The following is a 21,432-nucleotide window of genomic DNA, read 5'->3' as shown; positions in this document are numbered from 1 at the left end:
TGGAATCCGACTTGCGGCGTTTGGCTCCCATCGTGCAGTCCGCCGGCCTCAAACCGCAGTAGGCGAATCGGGCGGGGCATCGGCCCGTTCGCTTAGATGCCCAGATACGCCTGTTGCACCATAGGGTCGTCCGCCAGCGCCCGCGCGCTGCCCGACAGGACAATGTTGCCTTCACGCAGCACGTAACCCCTGCCTGCCACACGCAGCGCCATGGCGGCATTCTGTTCGGCCAACAGCACCGAGGTGCCGCTGGCCACCAGTTGGCCGATCACCTCGAAGATCTCGGCAACGACCTTAGGCGCCAGCCCCAGGGACGGCTCGTCCAGCAACAACAGGCGTGGCGCGCTCATCAGCGCGCGGCCGATGGCCAGCATCTGCTGTTCGCCGCCTGACAAGGTGCCGCCCAGTTGCTGCAGCCTGGCCGCCAATTTCGGAAACACGGCCAGCACGCGCTCCAGTTCGCGCGGGCCTTCGCGTTTGGCGTAGGCGCCCATCAGCAGGTTCTCGCGCACGGTCAGCGGGGCGAATATCTGACGCCCTTCGGGCACCAGCGCCAGCCCCAGGCGCACCACTTTGTCGGCGCTCAGTCGGCCGAGGTCGGCGCCACCGTAGCGGATCGACCCGCCGATGGGCCGTAACAGGCCGGACACCGAGCGCATCAGCGTGGATTTGCCCGCGCCGTTGCTACCGATCAGCGCAACCGCCTCGCCCTCGGCCACGTCCAGGTCCAGGCCTTGCAGAATCCGCACGGCCCCGATGTCGGCCGTCAGGCCTCGTACTTCAAGCGGCATCGGTCGCCACTCCCAAATAGGCTTCGATCACTGCGGGATCCTGCCGAACCTCGGCAGGCGTGCCGGCGCTGATGCGGCGGCCATTGTTCAGCACCAGGATCCGATGCGACAGTTCCATCACGACCCGCACGTTGTGTTCCACCAGCAACACGGCAACGCCCTGGCGGTTCAAGGCGCGCGTGGCCTCCACAACCCGGGCGACGGCTTCCGCCGGCAAGCCGGCCATGGGTTCGTCCAGCAACAGCAGGCGGGGTTCCGACGCCATGGCGCGCGCGATTTCCATCAGCTTGGCGTCGCCGTAGCTGAGGCTGCCCGCCAATTGGGCCGCGCGCTTGTCCAGGCCCAGCTCGGCTAGTCTGGCGTGGGCGATATCGATATCGGATTCGCGTTCACGCCGCACGGCCGCGGTGCCCAGTATCCCTTGCAGAAAGCCGCTACGCGTTCGGGCATGGCGACCGACCAGCACGTTCTCGAGCACCGACAGTTCCGGAAAGATCTGCAGGTTCTGGAACGTCCGGGCCATGCCGCGCAACACCCGCAGGTGCGGCGGCAGGCGTTCGATGCGTTCATCGTCGAACGTGATGGCGCCGGCGTCCGGTCGCGCCACCCCGGTCAGCACGTTGAAGAGCGTGGACTTGCCGGCGCCATTGGGGCCGATCACGGAATGGATCTCTCCGGGCAGGACGGACAGCGCAACGTCGTCCAGGGCCTGCAAGCCGCCAAAGGCCAGGTTGATCCCTTGGGCATGCAGCAAGGCGTTCATGGCTGCCCTCCCCGCCGCTTGAGCCGGTTGTCCAGCAGTCCGGCCAAGCCGGCCGGCAGATAACCGACGACCACGATCATGGCCACGCCAAAGACCAGCAGTTCGGCGTCGTGGATGCTGCGCATGAGTTCGGGCAGCGCCGTAAACAGCAAGGCGCCCAGGAATCCGCCCCAGTAGCGGCCCAGCCCGCCAATGGCGGCCATGACCAGCAGCAGCACCGAATTAAAGAAAGAGAACGTTTCGGGGGAAGCGTAGTTGTTCTGGTGCACGTACAGCGAGCCCGCCACACCGGCCAGCGCCGCGCTCAGCGCAAACACCGTCAGCTTGTAGCGCAGCACGGGCACGCCCATGCACGCGGCCGCGATGTCGCTGGCCGCCAGCGCGCGCAGGCCGCGGCCCGCCCGCGCCTGGACCAGGTTGCGCAAGCCCAGCATCGCCAGCCCCGCCACGGTCCACGCCAGGAAGAAGAAGGCGGCGGGCACGCCAAGGTCCCAGCCGGCCAGCGTGAACGACGGCACTCCGATCAGTCCGTTGGGCCCGCCGGTGATGCCGACCAGCCCCACGAACAGCACGGAAAGGATGGCGTTCAGGCCCAAGGTGGCCATCGCCAGGTAATGGCCGCGCAGGCGCAGGGTTGGAATGCCGACGAACAAGGCCGCCAAGGCGCACAGCACGGGGGCCGCCGCCAGCCCGGCCCAGGGACTCCAACCCAGGCTGGCAGACAGCACGCCGCTTGTGTAGGCGCCCAGGCCGAAGAATCCGGCGTGTGCCAGCGACACCTGGCCCGCATAGCCCACCAGCAGGTTCAGGCTCAGGACAAGCAGCACGTTGATGAAGAACGTGCCGCCCAGGCTGACCAGATAATCGTTGGGCGCCACCAGCGGCCACACCGCCAGAATCAGCCAGGTCAACCCCAGCACGCGCAGGCTCGCGCCCGCGGACCGCGTCACTGCGGGCGTCTTGGAACGCCCTTTAAACTTTGACAACATCGGGACGGCCCAATATCCCTTGCGGGCGTACGGTCAGAACCAGGAGCAGCACCAGGAAGGCCACGCCATCCTTGAACTGCGTGGTCAGGTAGCCGCCGATGGACGTTTCCAGCACGCCCAGCAACAGGCCGCCCAACAAGGCGCCATACAGGTTGCCCAGCCCGCCCAGCATGGCGGCGCTGAAGGCCTTGAAGCCCAGCATCGCGCCGCTGTCATAGGACATCAGCGTCATGGGCGTGATGATGGCGCCAGCCAGGCCGCCATACAGCGCTGCCAACGCAAAGGATGCGGCGATCGCGCCCCGGTGGCTGATGCCGACCAAGGCGGCCGCTTCGGGGTTGGCGCAGGCGGCGCGCAGGGCCGTGCCATACCGCGTGTGCGCGAAAAACACATGCGTCAGAAGCATGAGCACGACCGTGATGGCCAGGATCCACAGGGTCTGCGCGTCCACGTGCGCGCCCAGCACCTCGAACTTGCGGGCCCCCGACAGGCCGGGATAGCCCTGCGGATTCTTGCCCAAGGTCAGCATCACCAGGCTCTTGCTGGCAATGGCCAGGCCTACCGACACCAGCGTGAGCGTCAACGGCGCATGGTTGCGCAAGGGCCGGATGACGATGCGGTCCGACAGCCATCCCACCAGGGTCACGGCGGCGGTGGCCAGCAGGCAGGCCTGCCACACCGGCATCTCCGACACGGCCACGGCGGCGAACAGGCCGCCCATCATCACCCATTCGCCTTGCGCGAAGTTCAGCGCGCCGGTGCTCTTGAAGATGATGTTGAAGCCCACCGCGATCATCGCGTAGATGCCGCCCGTGCCCAGGCCCGCCAGCAGCAGCTGTATGAATTGAGCGTCCAGCATGCCGCGCGCTTACCGGTAGTCGGCCAAGCGGAAGCGCCCGTCCTTCCAGTTGATCAGCACGATGTCGCTCTTGGCCAGGCCCGAATGGCTGTCGGCCGAAAAGTTGAACACGCCACCCACGCCTTCGTACTGGCGCGTGCCTTCAAGCGCGGCGCGCACGCGGTCTTTCTCGGGGCCTTTGGCCAGCGCGCCCGCGGCCAGCCAGACGGCGTCGTAGGTCTGCGCCACGAATTGGTTGGGCGCGCGCTTGAACTTCGCCTGGAATTTCTCGGTCAGCGCGGCGATACGGGCTTTCAAAGGGTCGTCATCCGGCAGGTCTGCGCCCACGGGGAACTTCACCGACACCAGCAGCACGTCGGCGGCGTCGGCGCCGGCCAGTTCCATATAGCGCTGCGACACGAAGCCGTAGCTGTGGATCAACTTGCGGTCGCCCAGGCCCAGCTGCTTGGCCTGTCGCATGAAGATAACGCCGGCAGGCGTCACCGTCCAGCAGACGATGGCCTGGGTGTCGCTTGCGCGGATGCGCGTGAGCTGCGGCGTCAGATCGGTGTCGGACGGCGCAAAGGCCTCGTAGTTGACCTGCAGATTCTGGCCAGGCGCGAACGCGCGCAGCGCATCGGCGGCGGCTTGGCCAAAGCCGCTGGTGTCATGCAGCAATGTGATGCGCGTGATGCCGTTCTTCTTGAAGTAATCGGCCAGGCGGGCGAATACCTGGCTGTCGTCCACCGTGCTCTTGAAGACCCATTCGCGTTCCTTGGCCGGACTGGCGATGGTGGCCGCGCCTTCGGTCGAGATGAACGGCGTGCGCGCCTGCTGCGCCAGCGGCACCATGGCCTGGGCGATGCCGCTCATGTTGCCGCCGCCCACCAGGATGTCGACCTTGTCTTGCGACAGCAGCCGGCGCGTGGCGGCCAGTGCCTTGGCGGTCTGGCTTTCGGCGTCGTAGAACACCCAATCGATCTGCTTGCCGTTGATGCCGCCGCCGGCGTTGATCTCGTCGATGGCGATCCGCATGCCGTCCCTCATGTCCTCGCCAAGGAACGCCGCAGGGCCGGTGGTGGAAAGGATGGTGCCCAGCTTGATGGTTTCGCCGTGGGCCGAGGCAGCGCACAGCACCAGGCTGGCGGCCAGCGCATGGCGTAGAAATTTGAACATGGAAGCCTGCTTGATCATGACATGGCGCAACGAGAAACCGCTGCGGAACCGGGAATTGTGGCCGCTGGCGCAGGCCTGCGCAAAGACTCGTGCGTTATTCGCTAATAGCCGTGCGGCATAGCTTTCATCCCTATAATTTTTGGGCTGAACCCTCTTCCTATCCCTCGCGCGACAAGCGCCGTCCCCCGTCATGTCCCAATACCAATCACAAGGCCAGATGCATCTGGCCGCCTTCGTCCAGGCCGGCCCGGTTTCGGGCAACCATGGCGGCTGGCGCCACCCGGAAGCCGACACCGACATCCTGTCGCCGCAGTACTACGCCAATCTGGGCCGCCTGCTGGAAGCGGGCAAGTTCGACCTGCTGTTCCTGGCCGACATCCTGGCGGTGCCGCAACGCCACGAAGGCAGCATGGACAGCCAGTTGCGCTACGGCGCGCTGGGCGCCTTGCGGCTGGAACCCCAAATCGTGCTGGCCACGGTCGCCGCCGCCACGCGGCACCTGGGCCTGGCCAGCACCATTTCCACGTCGTACTTCGAACCGTTCGCGGTGGCGCGTTCGCTCGCGACGCTGGACCACATGAGCGCGGGCCGCACGGCCTGGAACATCGTCACGTCGTTCCAGCAGGCAGAGGCCGCGAACTTCGGACGCGACGACCAGTTGTCGCGCGAAGAACGCTATGACCGCGCGGACGAGTTCGTCGAGATCGCCTGCCGCCTATGGGACAGCTGGCAGGACGGCGCCGTGGTGCGGGACAAAGACGCACCGCTGTTCGCGGACCCGTCCAAGGTGCAGGCGATCAACCACGAAGGACGCTACTTCCGCGTCCAGGGGCCGTTGAATGTCAGCCGGCCGCCGCAGGGCCGCCCGGTGTTCATCCAGGCGGGCGCCTCGGGCCGCGGCCGCGACTTCGCCGCCAAATGGGCCGACGTGATCTTCGTCAACCATTCGTCGCTGGAGTCGGCCCAGGCGTTCTATCAAGAGATGAAGGGACGCGCCGCGTCCCATGGCCGCGATCCCGCCACGCTGAAGATCCTGCCGGGCATCGTGCCGATCGTGGGCGAAACCGCCGCCGCGGCGGACGCGACCGATGCGCTGTTGAGCGGCCTGGCCACCCCGCAAGCCGGACTGTCGACGCTGTCGTATCACCTGGACATCGACCTGGCGCAGTTCCCGCAGCACGAAGTGCTGCCCGACATGGACGTGCCGGGCGTGCAAGGGCACTACAAGGAGGTGGCTGAATTGACGCGCAAGCAGAACCTCAGCCTGTCGCAACTGGGTCATCGTTATGGCGTGGGCACCCTGCGCGATTTCATCGGTGACGCGGAGACGGTCACCGACCGTATGGAGCAATGGTTCCGCGCCGACGCGTGCGACGGCTTCATGATCCAGGCGCCCTATGTGCCCGGCAGCATCGGAGACTTCGTGCGGCTGGCCATTCCCGAATTGCAGCGGCGCGGGCTGTTCCGCACCGAATACGGCGGCACGACGCTGCGCGACCATCTGAACCTGTCGCGCCCGGCGGCCTGACCCTCCCCTACCCGGCTCATCAAGGCGGCCCCAATCATGCCCAGCATCACCAGCACCACCATCGGCCAGAACGGCCGTTACCTGCTGTCCGCACGCGATCAGCATCTGGTCGCCGACGCCACCGCCTCGCGCGGCGGACCGGGCGAAGCCTGGCTGGCCGGCGAATTGCTGCTGGCCGCCTTGGCGACCTGCGCACACGCCGTGATCGAATCCAGCGCGCGGGAACAGGGCTTGACCTTATCGCGCGTGGTGGTCACTGGCGACTCCGAGGCGGACGAGGCGCAGCCCGGCCACTATGCCCACGTGCACTTGGCATTCACGCTGACCGGCGTGGACGACGCGCAGGCGAACGCGCTGGTGGGCGAGTACCTGCGCATCTGCCCGATCTATGGGTCCGTATCGCGCGGTGCGCCGGTCACCGTCCAGATCGTGGCGCAGCCGGCGTACTAGGCTGCCAACCACGCCTGCGCCAGCCATTCCTGCGACTGCACGCGGTCTTCGTGCCGGTGCGCATTGGTGGTGACGATCAATTCATCGGCTTCGGTGGCCCGGACCAGGGTCTCCAAGCCCTTGACGACCGCATTCGCATCGCCGACAAACTGCGTACTGACCCGGTCCTGCACCAGGTCGTCCTCCAGCACGATGGCCTCGGCCGCTTCCGGCGACAGGTAGCGCGTGGCGCCCTCGCCCCGCCGAATGCCCTGCACCCAGGCGCCATAAGGCCGGGCGATGCGTTGCGCATCGGCCAGGTCGCGTCCCACAACCACATCGGCCGAGATCATCAGGTATGGCCGGACAAGCGCGGCCGACGGCACGAACGCGCGGCGGTAGGCGTCCACGGCATCCAGCGCCGTAGCCGGGCTGACGTGGTAGTTCACGGCGAACGGCAACCCGAGCCTGCCTGCCAACTGCGCGCTTTCACCGGCCGACGACCCCAGCACCCAGGTTTCCAGCGCGGCGCCAGCGCCCGGCGTGGCGTGGACGCGGCTGCCGTCGTCCAGCGTGTAGGTACCGGCCAGCAGCCCGAACAAGGCGTCCACGGCTTGTTCGAACGGCAAGGGCTGCGCGTGCGGCTGCAAGAGGATCGCCTCACGCGCGACGCCGCGCGCCGAGCGTTGCGGCCGCGACACGGGCGGCGCGGGAATCAGCAGACCCTTCACCGTGCGGAGGCCTGGCGACGGCTGGGGCGCCGCGGCACTGCCGGATGCCGCCCGCCGGCCTGCCGCCAATCCGCGGCCCAAGCCCAGGTCGATGCGCCCGGGGTGCAGCGCATCCAATGTGCCGTAAGCCTCCGCCACCGCCAGCGGCGTGTGATAGCCGAGCAGCGTGGCGCCCGACCCGACGCGCAAGCGCGAGGTCGCCGCCGCGACCTGGCCGATCAGCACGGGCGTGGCCGAACTGGCCAATCCGTCAGACAGATGATGTTCGGCCAGCCAATAGCGGCGGTAGCCGGCCTCTTCGGCACGACGCGCCAGATCCACGGTGTTGGCCAGGGCTTGGCGAACATCGGACCCCGAGGAAATCGGCGCCAGGTCCAGCACCGACAGGGGTACGCGGGGATGGCGGCTCATGATGCGACCGCCTCGGCGGCGGCTGCCGCCACGTCGCGCCCGGTAACCGGTTCATGGCGTGCGGCCGACAAGCCCAGGTGCTCGCGCAGCGTGCTGCCGGCATACTCCTGGCGGAAGACGCCACGCTCCTGCAGCAGCGGCACGACCCGGTCCACGAATTCCTCGATGCCGCTAGGAATCAGGTGTGGCACCAGGATAAAGCCGTCCGACGCGTTCTGCTGCACGTAGCGGTTCATGTCTTCGGCCACCTGGGCGGGCGTTCCAACGAACTGTTGGCGCCCCGTGACTTTGATGATCAGATCGCGGATGCCCAGGTTTTCACGGCGCGACAGTTCGCGCCATTGGCGTGCCGTGGCCAGCGTGTCGTCGTGCTGGCGGGTGCGGCCCTTGGCCACGGTCGTGGCCGAGACGTCGGGGTCGAAATCCGGCAGCGGGCCGTCGGGGTCGAAACCGGACAGGTCGCGGTTCCACAACTGTTCCAGCAACACGATGGCGGTTTGCGGGCTGACCTGCTGGCGTCGCACCTCGGCATGGCGTTCAGCGGCCTCTTCCGGCGTATCGCCCAGCACGAACCCCACGCCGGGCAGGATCTTCAGGTCGTGCTCGGCGCGGCCGTACTTGGGCAGCCGCGCTTTGACGTCGGCATAGAACGCCTGCCCCTCGGCAAGCGATCCGTGGCGGGTGAAGATCGCGTCCGCGCTGCGGGCGGCGAATTCCCTGCCCTGCGTCGAATCGCCGGCCTGGATGATGATCGGGTGCCCTTGGGGTAGCGGCGGCACGTCCAGGCGGCCGCGGACCGCGAACTGCCGGCCCTGGTAATCGAAGCTGCCTTGGCCGTCGTCGCCGCCGCTCCACAGATGCCGGGCCAGTTCGACGAACTCGCGGGCGCGCTCGTAGCGCTGGTCATGCGGCAGATAGGCGCCGCGCCGGAAGTTCTCGCCCGTAAAGGCGCCGGGCGACGTCACCACGTTCCAGGCGGACCGGCCGCCCGACACATGGTCCAGCGTGGCCAGTTGGCGCGCCAGGTTGTAGGGTTCATTGAAGGTGGCGTTGAGCGTGCCGGCCAGGCCGATCCGTTCGGTCACGGCGGCCAGGGCCGCCAGCACGACCAGCGTGTTCGGGCGCCCGACCACGTCCAGGTCGTGCAGCTTGCCGCGTTGCTCGCGCAGGCGCAGGCCTTCCGCCAGGAACACGAAGTCCAGCTTGCCGCGTTCGGCGGCACGCGCAAAGCGTTCAAAGGAGGCGAATTCGATCTGGCTGCCCGCCTGCGGGTCGCTCCAGACCGTCATGTTGTTGACGCCGGGAAAATGCGCGCCCAGGATCACTTGCTTCTGTGCCATGGTTAACGGCCTCCTTGCCCTGCCAGGGCTGCATAACGGTTGCTTGCTTGCGCCAGCCCCAGCCGGCTACGCAAGGAAAGGGGTCGCTGTCCGGCTTCGGGCGTGGGCGTCGCGGGCGATCCTGGTCGGCGTAACAGGGGTAGAAGCTCGCGGATCACCACGTCCAGATCCCGGTCCAGGTCTTGCGGATGCAGGCGCACGCCCGAAAAGCCCAGTGCGCGCCAGTGCTGGATGCGATCCGCCAACGCTTGCGCCGTGCCCGTGTGGACCGCCACGCCCTGGGCATCGGCCAGAGGGCCATCGTGGCCAAACGCCACGGCCACGTCCGCGTAGTAACGCAGCGGGGCCAGGCTGCGACTGCCCTGTTCTTGCGCCGCGGTGAGTATCTGGCGCACGGGCGCCCAGTCCGCTTCACCTTGGGGAGGCGGCACGAAGACGATATCGGCATGGGCCGCAGCCCATTCGAGATCGCGCGCTTCGCGCCAGGCCACGGCTACGGGCGGCTGCCCCTGGGGCGGGCGGGGCACGATGGAGGGTCCCTTGATGGAAAAGGTCGCGGCATCCACATCCACGTAGTGCAGCTTGTCGCGGTCCACAAAGCGGCCGGTGTCCACATCGCGGATGATCGCGCCCTCTTCCCAGCTGTCCCACAGGCGGCGCACGGCATCCAGGGCATCGGCCGCGTCGCGGTACAGGCCGTCGCGTTCGTCAGGCAGGCCGTAGATGCGGCTGCCCGCGTGCGCCAGCGTCGCCTCGACATCGGATTCGGCCGGTACTTGCGGTAACAATCCCGCGCGGCCCCGCGTCACGTAATCCAGCGTGGCGATGGCTGTCGAGATGTGGAAGGGTTCGTTGGTGCTGACGGCCACCGATGGGATCAGGCCGATGCGGCGCGTGGCGGGGCCGGCGCGCGACAGCAGCAAGGTGGCATCCAAGGGACTCTGGCCGGAGGCGCTGCCGCGTGCCCAGCGGTCTTCGAAGGTGGCGAAATCCAGGCCCGCATCATCGGCGCGCCGCAGCGCGTCCAGCCAGCGCGCCTCGGTGCGGCTAGCGGATACGTCGTCCTGCTGCGCATGCGCAATGCCGTTCAGGGCCAATCCAATGGGAAACAGTAAGGGGTCGGTCATGGTGTCTCGGCCTTATGCCGCCAGGTCTAGGGTCAAGGGCGCAGGCGCGGCGGCGGGCCGCGCATGGCGTCCGCCCGGGGTATCGCCAAGCAAGGCCTGCGTATAGGGATGGCGGGGGGCTTCGAAAACCTGCTCGACCGGCCCCTGTTCGACCACCTGGCCGCGCCGCAGCACGACCACGTGATCCGAAATCTGCCTGACGACCGCCAGGTCATGGGATACGAACAGATAGCTGACGCCCAACTCCGCTTGCAAACGCTGCAGCAGCGCCAGGATGCGCGCCTGCACCGACACGTCCAGCGCCGACACAGGTTCGTCCAGCACCAGCAGCTCGGGCTCGATGGCGAGCGCGCGGGCGATCGCCACGCGCTGGCGCTGGCCACCGGACAAACGCGCCGGCCGGCTGTCCAGCAGATCGGGGCTAAGCTCCACGGCCTGCAGCAGTTCGGCGGCGCGCGCGCGGCGCGAGGCGCCATTGCCCAGGCCGAAGGCCCGCAACGGTTCGGTGATGATGGCTTCCAGCGGGAACCGCGGATTCAGCGACGCATACGGGTTCTGATAGACCACCTGCACGCGCCGGCGGAAATCCTGCAACTGGCTGCGCGTCAACCGGGTCACGTCGCGGCCGTCGAACAAGACGCGGCCGGCCGTGGGCCGTTCCAGGCACAACGCCATCCGCGACGTCGTCGACTTGCCGGAACCGGATTCTCCCACCAGGCTGGTCGTGCCATGACGGGGAACATGAAACGACACGCCGTCGACCGCCAGCACGTCGCCGAAGCGCTTCTGCAAGCCTTCCACGACCAATACCGGCGCCTGCACGGGGGAACGCGCCCCTTGGAAGTCGAATCCGTCACGCTTCAGCCCGGGCGCCGCTGCCAGCAACGTGCGCGTGTAGCCGTGCCGGGGATGGTCGCGCAGTTGACGCGCGGCGCCGGCTTCGACGATGCGCCCGCCTCGCATCACCACCACCCGGTCTGCACGGTCGAACGCCACGCCCAGGTCGTGCGTGATCAACAGGACCGCGATGCCCTTGCGCCGCACCAGCGCTTCCAGATGGTCCAGCACTTGTCGCTGCACGGTCACGTCCAGCGCGCTGGTCGGTTCGTCGGCGATGATCAGCGCGGGTTCGTGCGCCACCGCCATGCCGATCAGCACGCGCTGACGCATGCCGCCCGACAGTTCGTGCGGGAAGCTGCGCGCCACCCGTTCCACGTCGCTCAGCCCTACATCGGCCAGGATGCCGGGCACCCGGCGCCGCGCCTCGGCGAGCGGCACGCCGTGGACGGTCAGCGCTTCTTCCAATTGCTTGCCGATCCGTCTGACCGGATCCAACGACAGGCCCGGGTCCTGTGGGACAAATCCGATTCGTCGTCCGCGCAGGCCCTGCCAGACGGACTCGGGTGCGTCTGCCAGTTCGTGCCCTTCCAGCGCAATGCTGCCGCCCAGCTGGCGGGCGTTGTCAGGAAGCAGGCCGATCAACGCCGCCGCGGTCGTCGACTTTCCGGAGCCGGACTCGCCGACCAGTGCGACGATTTCGCCGGGCTGGATGGCTAGGGACACATCGGTGACGGCGCTGCGCCAGGCACCGGTGGCACCGTCCCGGTAAGCGACATTCAATTCGCGTAACGCGAGCACCTCGCGCACGTCGTTGAGGGGGTGCGCGCTCATTTCGACTCTCCCAGGTCTTGGGCGTACCGGGCGATCTGGTTGGCCGACAACACCACCGCGGCCACCACCAGCCCCGGCATCGTCGTGTACCACCAGGCCGCCGCGATATAGTTGCGGCCCTCTGCAATCAGCAGCCCCCATTCGGGAGCGGGCGGCGGCGCGCCAAACCCCAGGAAGCTGAGCGAGGACACGGCCAGCACGGCCGCGCCGAACTCCAGCGCGGCCAGAGCCAGGACAGGCCCCGCGGCATGCGGCGCGATGTGGCGCAGCAGAATGCCGCGGATGCCCACGCCAGAGGCCACCGCGGCTTCAACGAACACCGCGCTGCGCCAGCGCAGCACTTCGCCGCGCATCAGCCGGCCAAAAGTCGCCACATAGGACAGGCCGACGGCAATGGCGATGTGCACCGTGCCGAATCCCAGCACCGTCACAATCGCCATGGACAGCAGCAAGGTGGGAATGGCCATCAGGATATCGGTGGCGCGCATCAGCACGGCATCCACCTTTCCGCCCATGAATCCCGCCAACAGCCCGATCGCGCCACCCAGAAAAAGCGCGATCAACACCGCCAGCGACGTCGCCTGCAGGGAGGTGGACGTTCCATGGACGGTGCGCGCATAGATGTCGCGCCCCAGATGGTCGGTACCGAACCAATGCGTGGCGGATGGCGGCAGCAATGCGTCCTGCGGCACGCCGCGCAAGGGGTCGGCAGAAGTGAACGCCTGCGGAAACAAGGCCCAGCCCAGCACCAGCAGGATCACCGCGACGCTTACCGCCAGCACGGGCCGGGCCCGCAGGGCCGAGGCTGCCGCCAGCAGCCTGCCCGGTCGGGCGAGCGATTCTCTCGAAATGGCTTGCGTATTCATGCCAGCGCCCTCGCCCGGTTGCGGGTGATGCGGGGATCGAGCAAGGGATATGCCAGGTCCACCACCAGATTGACGGCCACGAAAACCGCGGCCGCCAACACCACGACGCCTTGCACCACGGGAATGTCCTTGACGGCGACCGCACCCTGCGCAAGCCGGCCGATGCCTTCGCGCGAGAATACGGTTTCCGTCACGACGGACCCCGCCAGAAGGTTGCCCATCAGCACGCCCGTCATCGTCAGCACGGGAATCGTGGCGTTGGGCAGCACATGCGTGAACAGCAGGCGCCTGCGCGACAGGCCCTTGGCGCGCAATGCGCCGACGAACGGCTGGCCCCACACGGCCGACAGCGACCGCGACAGCACTTGGGCCACGGTAGCGGCCGTGGGCAGCGCCAGCGTCGCGGCCGGCAGCACCAACGACTGCCAGCCGTCATTGCCCATCGCCGGAAACACCGGAAAGGTGAACGACAACCACTGCAGCAACAGCAACCCCACCCAGAAGGTCGGCAGGCAGACGCCCAGCGACGGCGCCGCCTGCAGCGCCGACCGCAGGCGCGCATTGCGTGCCGAACTGGCGGCCAAGGCAAGTCCCAGCCCGAGGACCAGCGCGGCCGCCAGCGCGCACAGGGCAAGGGCCGCCGTGGCGGGCGCCGCCTGCGCCAGCATGGCGGCCACCGGCTGCCCCGTCTGGATCGACACGCCCAGATCCAGCCGCAGCGCCTGCCAGAGCGCGATGCCGTACTGCACCAGCAGCGGCTCGTCCAGGTGGTACTGCGCGCGCAACGCCGCCACCTGGGCGGGATCGATCATGCTCTGGTCGCCCTGGTTCAACATGATGCTGACGGGATCGCTGGGCAGGATGTACAGGATCACGAATGACACCGTATAGGCCGCCCACAACACGAAAGCCGATTGGACGATCCGGCTGAAGGCGTAGTGCCAGGCGTCGCTGCCGTCGCGCCAGCCGCTAAGCGCCGCGGTCTTGGTCATGCGATCCCCTTATTTCTGCAACCAGGTGTCGTAGAACTGCAGGCGCGACGAGGCGTCGTAGTGCAGGCCGTGCACGTGCTTGCCGGTGGCGCCAACCGTTGCCAGTTCCACCAGCGGAATCGCATGCCCGTCCGCCACCAGCAGTTCGGCAGCGCGGGCGATCAGGGCGCGGCGTTCTGCCGGATCCTGCGCGGCCGCCGACTTGGCCAGCACCTCGTCAACCTCGGCCGGCTCGCGGAAGTTGACATTGCGGCCGCTGGCCAGGAACACAGTGCGCAGAATGTCCGGGTCGGCGCGCGTCAGGTTGTAGAACTGAAGCGGCATCTTGCCCGTGTCGCGTTGGGCATTGACTTGGCCGATCACGCTCTTCTTCAGTTGCAGGTCCACCCCGATCTCACGCAGTTGCTGCTGCACCAGTTCCAGGAAGGTCACCGCCTGCCAGTATTCCAGCCGCACGGTCAGACGTTCGCCGTTCTTTTCCCGGATGCCGTCCTTGCCCAGCACCCAGCCGTCGTCCTCCAGCAGCTTCGCCGCGCCTTTCGGGTCATAGGCCAGGGCCTGCGACTGGTCGACATAGGACGGCGTGGTCTTGGCCAGCACCGACGTGGCGGCGCGCTGATAGCGCGACAGGATCGCCTGCAATTCGGGGCGGTTGATGCCCTTGACGACGGCGCGGCGCACCGCCGGCGACGCCCACAACGGCAGTGATTCGTTCGGGAAGAAGCTGTAGACCAGGCCCGGATTGCTGCGCGCCAGAATCGGGAAACCTTGGGCCAGCAGCACCTTTTCATCCTGCGGCTGCACGCTGGTGCTGACGTCCACCTGGCGTGACAGCAGGCTCCCGTTGCGCACCCCGGATTCCGGGATGATGCGAAACTCGATGCCTTCCAGGTAGGCCTTGTCCTTGTGAGCGGCCAGCGACGAGGGCCAGCCGTAGTCGTCCCGGCGCTGCAGCTTGACGGCCTGGTTATGCACGAACGACGTCAAGGTGAACGGACCGGATCCCACCACCTGCCCTTGGCACCGTTCCTCATAGGACTTGGCCAGCGTGGCCTTGGACAGCAGGCCCATGCTCATCGTCGAGGTGGCCTGCAGGAACTGGGCGTTAGGCTGCTTGAAGACGATGACGACCGTGCGCGGGTCCGGTGTGTCGATACGGTCCAGCCCGGCCAGGTAGGTCGACGCCAGCGAGGCGCGCGCGCCCATCTTCACGATGCCGTCGAAGTTGGCCTTGACCGCATCGGCGTCCAGCGGACTACCATCGGCGAATGTCGCGCCGTCGCGCAGCACGAAGGTGAAGCGACGGTTGTCGTCTTCGGATTTCCAGCTGGTGGCCAGCCACGGCACGATGTTGCCCGTTTCGGGATCCTGATCCGTCAACGAGTCCGTGATCTGCCGGCCGATGTTCAACGCGGTATTGTTGCCGGGCTGCTGCGGGTCAACGCAAAGCGGGTCGCCTTCCAGCGCGACCTTGAGAATGCCGCCGTATTGCGGCTGGGCGCCGTGCGCCGCGCTGCCCAATAGCGCAAATGCCGCGGCGCAGAGCGCCGCGCCGATGCTGGCGGCCCGCCGCGGCGCATGCGCGCCCCGGGTCTGATTCATCACACTGGCTACGCTGCGCTGCATTACCCTGCATCCTTGTATTCGAAGTGAAGCGATCCACTCTAAACAAGGGCGCGGCCGCGCCTAAATACATTCTTCGGATTTCGAAATCCGGCAGAAACTAATGCCCATAAGCATCATGGACGTGGCGCCGGTCAGCGAGGAAAATGCCGGTTTTCCGGGCGTGGCAAGCCCAGGTTCTCGCGCAGCGTGCGGCCTTCGTACTCGCGACGGAAAATGCCGCGCCGCTGGAGCTCGGGCACGACCTGCTCGGTAAACGCGTCCAGGCCACCGGGTAGCCACGGAAACATCACATTGAAGCCGTCAGCCCCTTCCGTCTCCAGCCATTCCTGCATTTGGTCCGCGATGTGGCGCGCCGTGCCCACCATGGCCAGCCCGCCGTAGCCGCCCAGGCGCTGGGCCAGTTGCCGCACCGTGAACCCTTCGCGTTCGGCCAGGGCGATCACCCGCTCGCGACCGCTCTTGCTGGCGTTGGTCTCGGGAACCGGGGGCAAGCTCGCGTCAGGGTCAAAGGCCGAGGCATCGCAGCCCAATGCAATGGACAGCGACGCGATGGCACTTTCATAGTGGACAAGGCTGTCCAGATGCGCGCGGATATCTCGCGCCTGGCGGTCCGTTTCACCCACCACGACGAGCACACCTGGCAGGATCTTCAGGTGATCGCGATGGCGCCCCAGCCTGTCCATCCGGCCTTTGACGTCGGCGTAGAACCGCCTGCCCTCCTCCAGCGTGGACTGCGCCGCGAACACGACTTCCGCCGTCTCTGCGGCCAGTTGCCTGCCGGGTTCCGACGCGCCCGCCTGCACGATGACCGGCCAGCCCTGCACCGGACGGGCAATGTGCAGCGGCCCTTTCACCGACAGGTGCTCGCCCTGGTGATTCAGGGCCCGCAGCCGCGCGGGGTCGAAATACACGCCGCTGTCGGCGTCGCGGATGAAGGCATCGTCGGCCCAACTGTCCCACAAGCCGGTCACCACATCGTAGAACTCCCGGGCCCGGGCGTAGCGCGCCGCGTGGTCGGGCTGACTGGTACGGCCGAAGTTCAGCGCAGCGTCGGGGTTGGAGGTGGTGACGATGTTCCACCCGGCCCGGCCCTGGCTCAGATGGTCCAGCGACGCGAAGCGCCGCGCCACGTGAAAGGGTTCGTCGAAGGTCGTGGACGCCGTGGCCACCAGCCCCAGATGCTGCGTCGCCTGGCTAAGCGCCGACAACAGCGTGAAGGGCTCGAAGGACGTCGCAGTGTGGCTGCGCTTCAAAGCGTCGATCGGCATGTTCAACAGCGCCAGATGATCCGCCATGAAGAAGGCGTCGAAGCGCGCCCGCTCCAGGGTCTGGGCGTAGCGCTTCAGGTGCTCGAAGTTGAAATTGGCGTCGCGATGGGCGCCCGGATAGCGCCAGGCGCCAGTGTGGATGCTGACGGGGCGCATGAACGCGCCCAGCTTGAGTTGACGTTGCACGCTCATGCTTGCCCCCTTATGCCTTTCGCCTGACCGAGGACAGCCGCTGCACGACGTCCAGCAGGCGATCGATTTCGTCGTAGGTGTTGTAGAACGCCAGCGACGGCCGCACGGTCGTTTCCACCCCGAACCGGCGCAGGATCGGCTGCGCGCAATGGTGGCCCGTGCGCACGGCGATGCCTTCCTCGTTCAACGCATGCCCCACCTCTTCGGTGCTGTAGCCGTCTAGCACGAAGGACATGACGCTGGCCTTCTCTGCCGCCGTGCCGATCAGGCGCACGCCGTTGATGGCGCCCAGCCCCCGCATGCCGTAGACAAGCAAGTCATGCTCGTAGCGCCCGATGTTCTCGATGCCCAGTCGCGTCACGTAGTCCAGCGCCGCGCCTAGCCCGACGGCATCCGCGATGTTGCCGGTGCCCGCCTCGAACTTGTTGGGAATCGGCTGGAACACCGTCTTCTCGAACGTCACGTCGGCGATCATGTTGCCGCCACCTTGCCAGGGCGGCATGTCTTCCAGCACCTCGCGCTTGCCCCAGACGACGCCAATGCCCGTCGGGCCGAAGATCTTGTGGCCGGAGAACACGAAGAAGTCCGCGCCCAGCGCCTGCACGTCCACCCGCATATGCGACACCGATTGCGCGCCATCGATCAGCACGCGCGCGCCAGCGCGATGCGCCAGGTCCACGATCTCCTTGACGGGCGTTACGGTGCCCAGCGCATTCGACACCTGCGTGACCGAGACGATGCGGGTACGGTCATTGAGCAGCTTTTGGTATTCATCCAGCAGGATCTGCCCGGAATCGTCCACCGGGATCACACGCAGGCGTGCGCCTTTGGCGGCTGCCAATTGCTGCCAGGGCACGATGTTGGCGTGGTGTTCAAGGTTCGACACGATGATTTCGTCGCCCTCGCCCACATGTTGCGCGCCCCAGCTCTTGGCCACCAGGTTGATCGCCTCGGTCGTGCCGCGCACGAAGATCACCTCGTTCACGTCGGGCGCGTTGATGAAGCGGCGGGCCCGCTCGCGCGCGCCTTCGTAGGCATCGGTGGCGCGCGCCGCCAGTTCATGCGCGGCCCGGTGGATATTGGAGTTTTCGTGGGCGTAGAAGTATGCGATACGGTCGATGACGCTTTGCGGCTTGTGCGTGGTGGCGGCGTTGTCGAACCACACCAGCGGACGGCCGTTGACGCGCTCCTGCAGCACCGGGAAATCACGCCGCACCGCGTGCACGTCGAAAGGCGGATGCGCATCGGCCCCCGCGCTGGGCGCCGTGCGCGCCTTGGGATGCGCCGGCGTGACATAACCGCTGGGCAACACCACCGCGTCCACGAAGTAGTAGCTGGGCTCCGCAGTCGGCAATGTGGGGCTGGCGGGGGCCGGGCCGGGTCCGGCAGCGCCCAATCCCGGCAAGGACAGTCCGGCCAGTTCGTCACTGACCCGCGTGCCGCCCAGCACGTTCTCCTGCTCCGCCGGGTTCCCGGCGGGTTGGCCATGCGCGGCATCCAGGAAGTAGTAGGAAGCCTCGCGCACGGTAGCGGCGCGCCCGGCCAGGGGCGCCACGCCCGTGACACCCGAACCGAAGCGCGGTTCGTACGCCGGCACCGCCGTCACGACGTTGTCCGGAACGCCGTTGCCCGCCTGCGCATGCGGCAGCAGCGCAGGCGCGCGATGCGCCAGCGAGGGCAACTGCGCGGGCGATGCCGGCACCAGGTTGGCGCCCGGCGCATGGCCCTGCGGAATTGGCGTGCCAGGCACGCCTGGCCCCAACCCCGCCGGGCTGGCGAGCGGCGATCCCGGCGGCGCGACGTTCAGCGGGGCCTGCACGCCCGGCGGCACGGGCGCCGGCGGGGTAATCCCGACAGCCTGCCCGGGCAACGCCGTGAAGAAGGCATTGGCCAAGCGGGCAAGTTCGCTAGGATCGATGGGCGCTTCAGGCGCGCCGGGCACCCCGCCGCCCAGGGCGGCGAAACTTGGAGAGGAATCGGCAATAGGCATCGTGCGGCCTACTTGTAGGTGTCGGGATAGTCGTGATATTTGCCGATCTCGACGTCATCCAGCACCGCCAGCGCATCATCCGCCAATATCGCCAGCGAGCAATACAACGAGATCAGATAGGACGCGATGGCGTGGTTGTTGATGCCCATGAAGCGCACTGACAGGCCAGGGCTTTGCTCGCCGGGCAAGCCTGGCTGGTACAGGCCGACCACGCCCTGCCGCTTGTCGCCCACGCGCAGCAGCAGGATCTTGGTCTTGCCGTCGGCCACCGGCACCTTGTTGGACGGAATCAGCGGGATGCCGCGCCAGGTAATGAACTGGGATCCGAACAGGCTGACGGTAGGCGGCGGCGTGCCGCGCCGGGTAGCTTCGCGGCCGAAGGCGGCAATCGCCAGCGGATGCGTCAGGAAAAAGGCAGGTTCTTTCCAGACTTTGGTCAGCAGTTCGTCCAGATCGTCGGGCGTGGGCGCGCCGGTCAGCGGGAAAATGCGCTGCTCGTCCGTCACCTGGGACAGCAAGCCATAGTCGGGGTTGTTGATCAGTTCGCTTTCCTGGTTCTCCTTGATGGTTTCGATCGTCAGGCGCAACTGTTCCTTGATCTGGTCGTGCGGGCTGCTGTAGAGATCGGAAATACGCGTGTGCACGTCCAGCACAGTGCTGACCGCATTCAGGAAATACTCGCGCGGGTGCTCTTCATAATCCACGAAGGTGCGCGGCAACTGGTTCTCGTCTTCGCGCGCGGTGCACGTGACTTTGATGTTTTCGGGATTCTTGACCTTGTTCAGGCGGTAGATGCCGGCTTCGACCGGCACCCATTGCAGCAAATGCGTCAGCCAACGCGGGCTGATGGTGGCAAGTTGGGGTACGGTCTTGGTCGCATTGGCCAACTGCCTTGCGCCGTTGTCGCCCAATGCGACGGTCCCGCCTACGGTGGCACTCATTGAAATCTCCGAAGTGAACAAACAAGCAAAACGACTCAGACAAGCAAAATGAAAGGGCCGAAGCCCTCATGAGGTACTGCCCAGTGTTGAATCAGGCGGCCCGCTCCTGCTCCGGGCCCGGAAGGCTGCGCGGGCGCTGCGTACTGCGCGGTCCCGCCTGGGTGACCGTGGCGCCCGGGGCCACGTCGTCCGTAATCCAGACGTTGCCGCCGATGACGGCGCCTTGCCCCAAGGTGACGCGGCCCAGGATCGTCGCGCCGGCGTAGATCACCACGTCGTCTTCCACGATCGGATGGCGAGCCACCCCTTTTTCCAAGTTGCCGTCCGCATCGGTCACGAAGCGCTTGGCGCCCAGCGTCACGGCTTGATAGATGCGCACGCCCCGCCCGATGCGGGCCGTTTCGCCGATGACGACGCCAGTGCCATGGTCGATGAAGCAGCCAGGGCCGATCTGCGCGCCGGGATGAATGTCGATACCCGTCTCGCCATGGGCAATTTCTGCCGCGATGCGCGCCAGCAATGGCAGGTCCAGCAAGTACAACTGGTGCGCCAGCCGGTGATGGATCAGCGCGTGGATGCCGGGATAGCAAAGCAGCACCTCGTCGACGCTGCGCGCCGCGGGGTCGCCTTGATAGGCGGCAAGCACGTCACTGTCCAGCAGCCGGCGCACATCGGGCAGCGCGGCCGCAAAGCGGCGTACGATCGACGCCGCGTGATCGTCCACCGCAGGATGGTCGGGCGCGTGGCGCCGCAATTCCAGCCGCGCCTGCTCCAACAGACTGCGCAGGGCTGCGTCCAGCGTATAACCCACGTAGAAGTTCTCGCTCTCGTGGCGCATGTCCACGGGCCCCAGGCGCATGGGGAAAAGCGCGCGCTTGAGTTTGTCGAAGATGTCGGCGAGCGCTTCGCGCGAGGGGAATTCGCGTTCGCCCGGCTCGCGAGTGCGCTGCTGAGAGGTCCGCCAATCGGCGCGGATGCCTTCCAGCGCACGGACGACGCCTTCCAGATCGAAGACGGCCATATCAGTCCTGGATCCAGGGCAGCCCGCGATACCGCCAGCCGTCGTTCAAGCCGCGATGCTGATTGGCGTCGAGCTCACCCTCGAAGCCCTCGAACACGTTGAAGACCGAGGAAAATCCGGCCTTGGCCGCGGCTTCGGCGGCAAGGGCAGACCGCTTGCCGCTGCGGCACAGCAGCAGCACGACGGCCGCTTTGCCGCCGGCGCTGGCCACCTTTGCTTCAAGTTCCCGCACGAAGCGCGGGTTGCGCGTCAGGCTCGTGCCGGTGGCCCATGGCACGTGGACCGTGCCCGGAATGTGGCCCACGAACGTGCGCTCTTCCGCCGAGCGCACGTCCACCAGCACGGCGTCGCCGTTCTGCGCCAGCGTCCAGGCCTCAATCGGCGTCACGCCGCCCGCATAGGGAAGATGGCGGTCCCGCGCTTCGGCGCGCGCCCGTTCCAGCGCGGCCGGCAGGACCCGCTCGGATATCGGGGCTTCGGTGGTGTCGTAGCTCATGGCGCAAGGGCCTCCTGGCGAGTCGTCGCGCCAGGCGCGACAGAACCCACAATCTAGGCCCTAAGCCGTGAAATCCAAATGAATTAAAAGTCGGAAATTAAGAACCGCCAGTTGTGTAGCGGTGCATTGCCCGGCAAGCGGCGCGCCGACGGCATCGGTCGGCGGCCACTGCGGCGACCTGAATGCCGGGGCTATTGCCGGGCCAGACGGTAGACCGAAGCAGGCGGCAGATTGAGCGGCACGAAA

Annotated in this window: 20 protein-coding genes; 2 read left to right on the top strand and 18 right to left on the bottom strand. The window is 67.1% G+C overall.

Annotated features, from left to right (window positions below):
* Positions 1-92: 92 nt before the first annotated feature.
* The 5 genes from ACO6D5_RS25755 to ACO6D5_RS25735 are packed head-to-tail and all read right to left on the bottom strand — an operon-like array spanning position 93 to position 4,557.
* A complete protein-coding gene (locus ACO6D5_RS25755; RefSeq protein ID WP_485826954.1) occupies positions 93-791 on the bottom strand; it encodes an ABC transporter ATP-binding protein in 699 nt (232 codons plus the stop codon).
* Entirely contained in the window at positions 781-1,554 is a 774-nt protein-coding gene (locus ACO6D5_RS25750; protein ID WP_315846500.1) for an ABC transporter ATP-binding protein, read from the bottom strand. Before ACO6D5_RS25750 ends, ACO6D5_RS25755 begins: the two co-directional genes overlap by 11 nt.
* A complete protein-coding gene (locus tag ACO6D5_RS25745) occupies positions 1,551-2,504 on the bottom strand; it encodes a branched-chain amino acid ABC transporter permease (RefSeq protein WP_485826953.1) in 954 nt (317 codons plus the stop codon). The genes ACO6D5_RS25750 and ACO6D5_RS25745 overlap by 4 nt, the downstream gene beginning before the upstream one ends.
* A gap of 22 nt (positions 2,505-2,526) precedes the next feature.
* Entirely contained in the window at positions 2,527-3,402 is an 876-nt protein-coding gene (locus ACO6D5_RS25740; protein WP_485826952.1) for a branched-chain amino acid ABC transporter permease, read from the bottom strand.
* Between the two features lie 9 nt (positions 3,403-3,411).
* Positions 3,412-4,557, bottom strand: coding sequence for an ABC transporter substrate-binding protein (locus ACO6D5_RS25735; RefSeq protein ID WP_315846498.1), 1,146 nt, complete (start codon positions 4,555-4,557; stop codon positions 3,412-3,414).
* 190 nt (positions 4,558-4,747) lie between these two features.
* On the opposite strand from ACO6D5_RS25735, the gene ACO6D5_RS25730 reads away from it, so the two are divergent.
* Positions 4,748-6,085: an LLM class flavin-dependent oxidoreductase gene (locus ACO6D5_RS25730; RefSeq protein WP_485826951.1), complete on the top strand. Its 1,338-nt coding sequence runs from the start codon at positions 4,748-4,750 to the stop codon at positions 6,083-6,085.
* Between the two features lie 36 nt (positions 6,086-6,121).
* Positions 6,122-6,535: an OsmC family protein gene (locus ACO6D5_RS25725; protein ID WP_485826950.1), complete on the top strand. Its 414-nt coding sequence runs from the start codon at positions 6,122-6,124 to the stop codon at positions 6,533-6,535.
* Here ACO6D5_RS25725 and ACO6D5_RS25720 read toward each other — a convergent pair.
* The 13 genes from ACO6D5_RS25720 to ACO6D5_RS25660 all read right to left on the bottom strand — a co-directional run.
* Positions 6,532-7,656: an MsnO8 family LLM class oxidoreductase gene (locus ACO6D5_RS25720; protein ID WP_485826949.1), complete on the bottom strand. Its 1,125-nt coding sequence runs from the start codon at positions 7,654-7,656 to the stop codon at positions 6,532-6,534. The genes ACO6D5_RS25725 and ACO6D5_RS25720 overlap by 4 nt on opposite strands.
* Positions 7,653-8,996, bottom strand: a complete 1,344-nt coding sequence (locus tag ACO6D5_RS25715) for an LLM class flavin-dependent oxidoreductase (protein ID WP_485826948.1) — start codon at positions 8,994-8,996, stop codon at positions 7,653-7,655. The genes ACO6D5_RS25720 and ACO6D5_RS25715 overlap by 4 nt, the downstream gene beginning before the upstream one ends.
* A gap of 2 nt (positions 8,997-8,998) precedes the next feature.
* On the bottom strand, positions 8,999-10,123 hold the full coding sequence (locus tag ACO6D5_RS25710) for an LLM class flavin-dependent oxidoreductase (protein WP_485826947.1): 1,125 nt from the start codon (positions 10,121-10,123) through the stop codon (positions 8,999-9,001).
* Between the two features lie 12 nt (positions 10,124-10,135).
* The gene (locus tag ACO6D5_RS25705; protein WP_485826946.1) at positions 10,136-11,794 is read right to left on the bottom strand and encodes a dipeptide ABC transporter ATP-binding protein; all 1,659 of its coding nucleotides are present in this window, start codon (positions 11,792-11,794) and stop codon (positions 10,136-10,138) included.
* Entirely contained in the window at positions 11,791-12,660 is an 870-nt protein-coding gene (locus ACO6D5_RS25700) for an ABC transporter permease (RefSeq protein ID WP_485826945.1), read from the bottom strand. Before ACO6D5_RS25700 ends, ACO6D5_RS25705 begins: the two co-directional genes overlap by 4 nt.
* Positions 12,657-13,652 carry an ABC transporter permease gene (locus ACO6D5_RS25695; RefSeq protein ID WP_485826944.1) on the bottom strand — a complete coding sequence of 332 codons (996 nt, stop codon included), beginning with the start codon at positions 13,650-13,652 and terminating at the stop codon, positions 12,657-12,659. The genes ACO6D5_RS25700 and ACO6D5_RS25695 overlap by 4 nt, the downstream gene beginning before the upstream one ends.
* Before the next feature lie 9 nt (positions 13,653-13,661).
* Positions 13,662-15,278, bottom strand: coding sequence for an ABC transporter substrate-binding protein (locus tag ACO6D5_RS25690; RefSeq protein ID WP_485826943.1), 1,617 nt, complete (start codon positions 15,276-15,278; stop codon positions 13,662-13,664).
* 131 nt (positions 15,279-15,409) lie between these two features.
* The gene (locus ACO6D5_RS25685; protein ID WP_485826942.1) at positions 15,410-16,738 is read right to left on the bottom strand and encodes an LLM class flavin-dependent oxidoreductase; all 1,329 of its coding nucleotides are present in this window, start codon (positions 16,736-16,738) and stop codon (positions 15,410-15,412) included.
* Positions 16,739-16,748: 10 nt separating this feature from the next.
* Positions 16,749-18,728, bottom strand: coding sequence for a family 2A encapsulin nanocompartment cargo protein cysteine desulfurase (locus ACO6D5_RS25680; protein WP_485826941.1), 1,980 nt, complete (start codon positions 18,726-18,728; stop codon positions 16,749-16,751).
* A gap of 8 nt (positions 18,729-18,736) precedes the next feature.
* On the bottom strand, positions 18,737-19,669 hold the full coding sequence (locus ACO6D5_RS25675) for a family 2A encapsulin nanocompartment shell protein (RefSeq protein WP_088587488.1): 933 nt from the start codon (positions 19,667-19,669) through the stop codon (positions 18,737-18,739).
* 91 nt (positions 19,670-19,760) lie between these two features.
* Positions 19,761-20,690, bottom strand: coding sequence for a serine O-acetyltransferase EpsC (gene epsC / locus ACO6D5_RS25670; RefSeq protein ID WP_088587489.1), 930 nt, complete (start codon positions 20,688-20,690; stop codon positions 19,761-19,763).
* A gap of 1 nt (position 20,691) precedes the next feature.
* The gene (locus tag ACO6D5_RS25665) at positions 20,692-21,186 is read right to left on the bottom strand and encodes a rhodanese-like domain-containing protein (protein WP_088587490.1); all 495 of its coding nucleotides are present in this window, start codon (positions 21,184-21,186) and stop codon (positions 20,692-20,694) included.
* A gap of 60 nt (positions 21,187-21,246) precedes the next feature.
* A partial coding sequence (locus tag ACO6D5_RS25660; protein WP_485826940.1) for a hypothetical protein occupies positions 21,247-21,432 on the bottom strand: 186 nt, incomplete at its 5' end.

This window comes from Achromobacter sp. (assembly GCF_057314935.1).
This window is presented reverse-complemented; position numbering and strand designations above follow the sequence as displayed.

Coding starts and splice junctions, on each gene's coding strand:
- ACO6D5_RS25720 (WP_485826949.1), bottom strand. CDS start 7,656: ATGAGCCGCCATCCCCGCGTACCCCTGTCGGTGCTGGACCTGGCGCCG.
- ACO6D5_RS25715 (WP_485826948.1), bottom strand. CDS start 8,996: ATGGCACAGAAGCAAGTGATCCTGGGCGCGCATTTTCCCGGCGTCAAC.
- epsC (WP_088587489.1), bottom strand. CDS start 20,690: ATGGCCGTCTTCGATCTGGAAGGCGTCGTCCGTGCGCTGGAAGGCATC.
- ACO6D5_RS25710 (WP_485826947.1), bottom strand. CDS start 10,123: ATGACCGACCCCTTACTGTTTCCCATTGGATTGGCCCTGAACGGCATT.
- ACO6D5_RS25725 (WP_485826950.1), top strand. CDS start 6,122: ATGCCCAGCATCACCAGCACCACCATCGGCCAGAACGGCCGTTACCTG.
- ACO6D5_RS25730 (WP_485826951.1), top strand. CDS start 4,748: ATGTCCCAATACCAATCACAAGGCCAGATGCATCTGGCCGCCTTCGTC.
- ACO6D5_RS25735 (WP_315846498.1), bottom strand. CDS start 4,557: ATGTTCAAATTTCTACGCCATGCGCTGGCCGCCAGCCTGGTGCTGTGC.
- ACO6D5_RS25665 (WP_088587490.1), bottom strand. CDS start 21,186: ATGAGCTACGACACCACCGAAGCCCCGATATCCGAGCGGGTCCTGCCG.
- ACO6D5_RS25685 (WP_485826942.1), bottom strand. CDS start 16,738: ATGAGCGTGCAACGTCAACTCAAGCTGGGCGCGTTCATGCGCCCCGTC.
- ACO6D5_RS25750 (WP_315846500.1), bottom strand. CDS start 1,554: ATGAACGCCTTGCTGCATGCCCAAGGGATCAACCTGGCCTTTGGCGGC.
- ACO6D5_RS25690 (WP_485826943.1), bottom strand. CDS start 15,278: ATGCAGCGCAGCGTAGCCAGTGTGATGAATCAGACCCGGGGCGCGCAT.
- ACO6D5_RS25680 (WP_485826941.1), bottom strand. CDS start 18,728: ATGCCTATTGCCGATTCCTCTCCAAGTTTCGCCGCCCTGGGCGGCGGG.
- ACO6D5_RS25695 (WP_485826944.1), bottom strand. CDS start 13,652: ATGACCAAGACCGCGGCGCTTAGCGGCTGGCGCGACGGCAGCGACGCC.
- ACO6D5_RS25705 (WP_485826946.1), bottom strand. CDS start 11,794: ATGAGCGCGCACCCCCTCAACGACGTGCGCGAGGTGCTCGCGTTACGC.
- ACO6D5_RS25700 (WP_485826945.1), bottom strand. CDS start 12,660: ATGAATACGCAAGCCATTTCGAGAGAATCGCTCGCCCGACCGGGCAGG.
- ACO6D5_RS25675 (WP_088587488.1), bottom strand. CDS start 19,669: ATGAGTGCCACCGTAGGCGGGACCGTCGCATTGGGCGACAACGGCGCA.
- ACO6D5_RS25740 (WP_485826952.1), bottom strand. CDS start 3,402: ATGCTGGACGCTCAATTCATACAGCTGCTGCTGGCGGGCCTGGGCACG.
- ACO6D5_RS25755 (WP_485826954.1), bottom strand. CDS start 791: ATGCCGCTTGAAGTACGAGGCCTGACGGCCGACATCGGGGCCGTGCGG.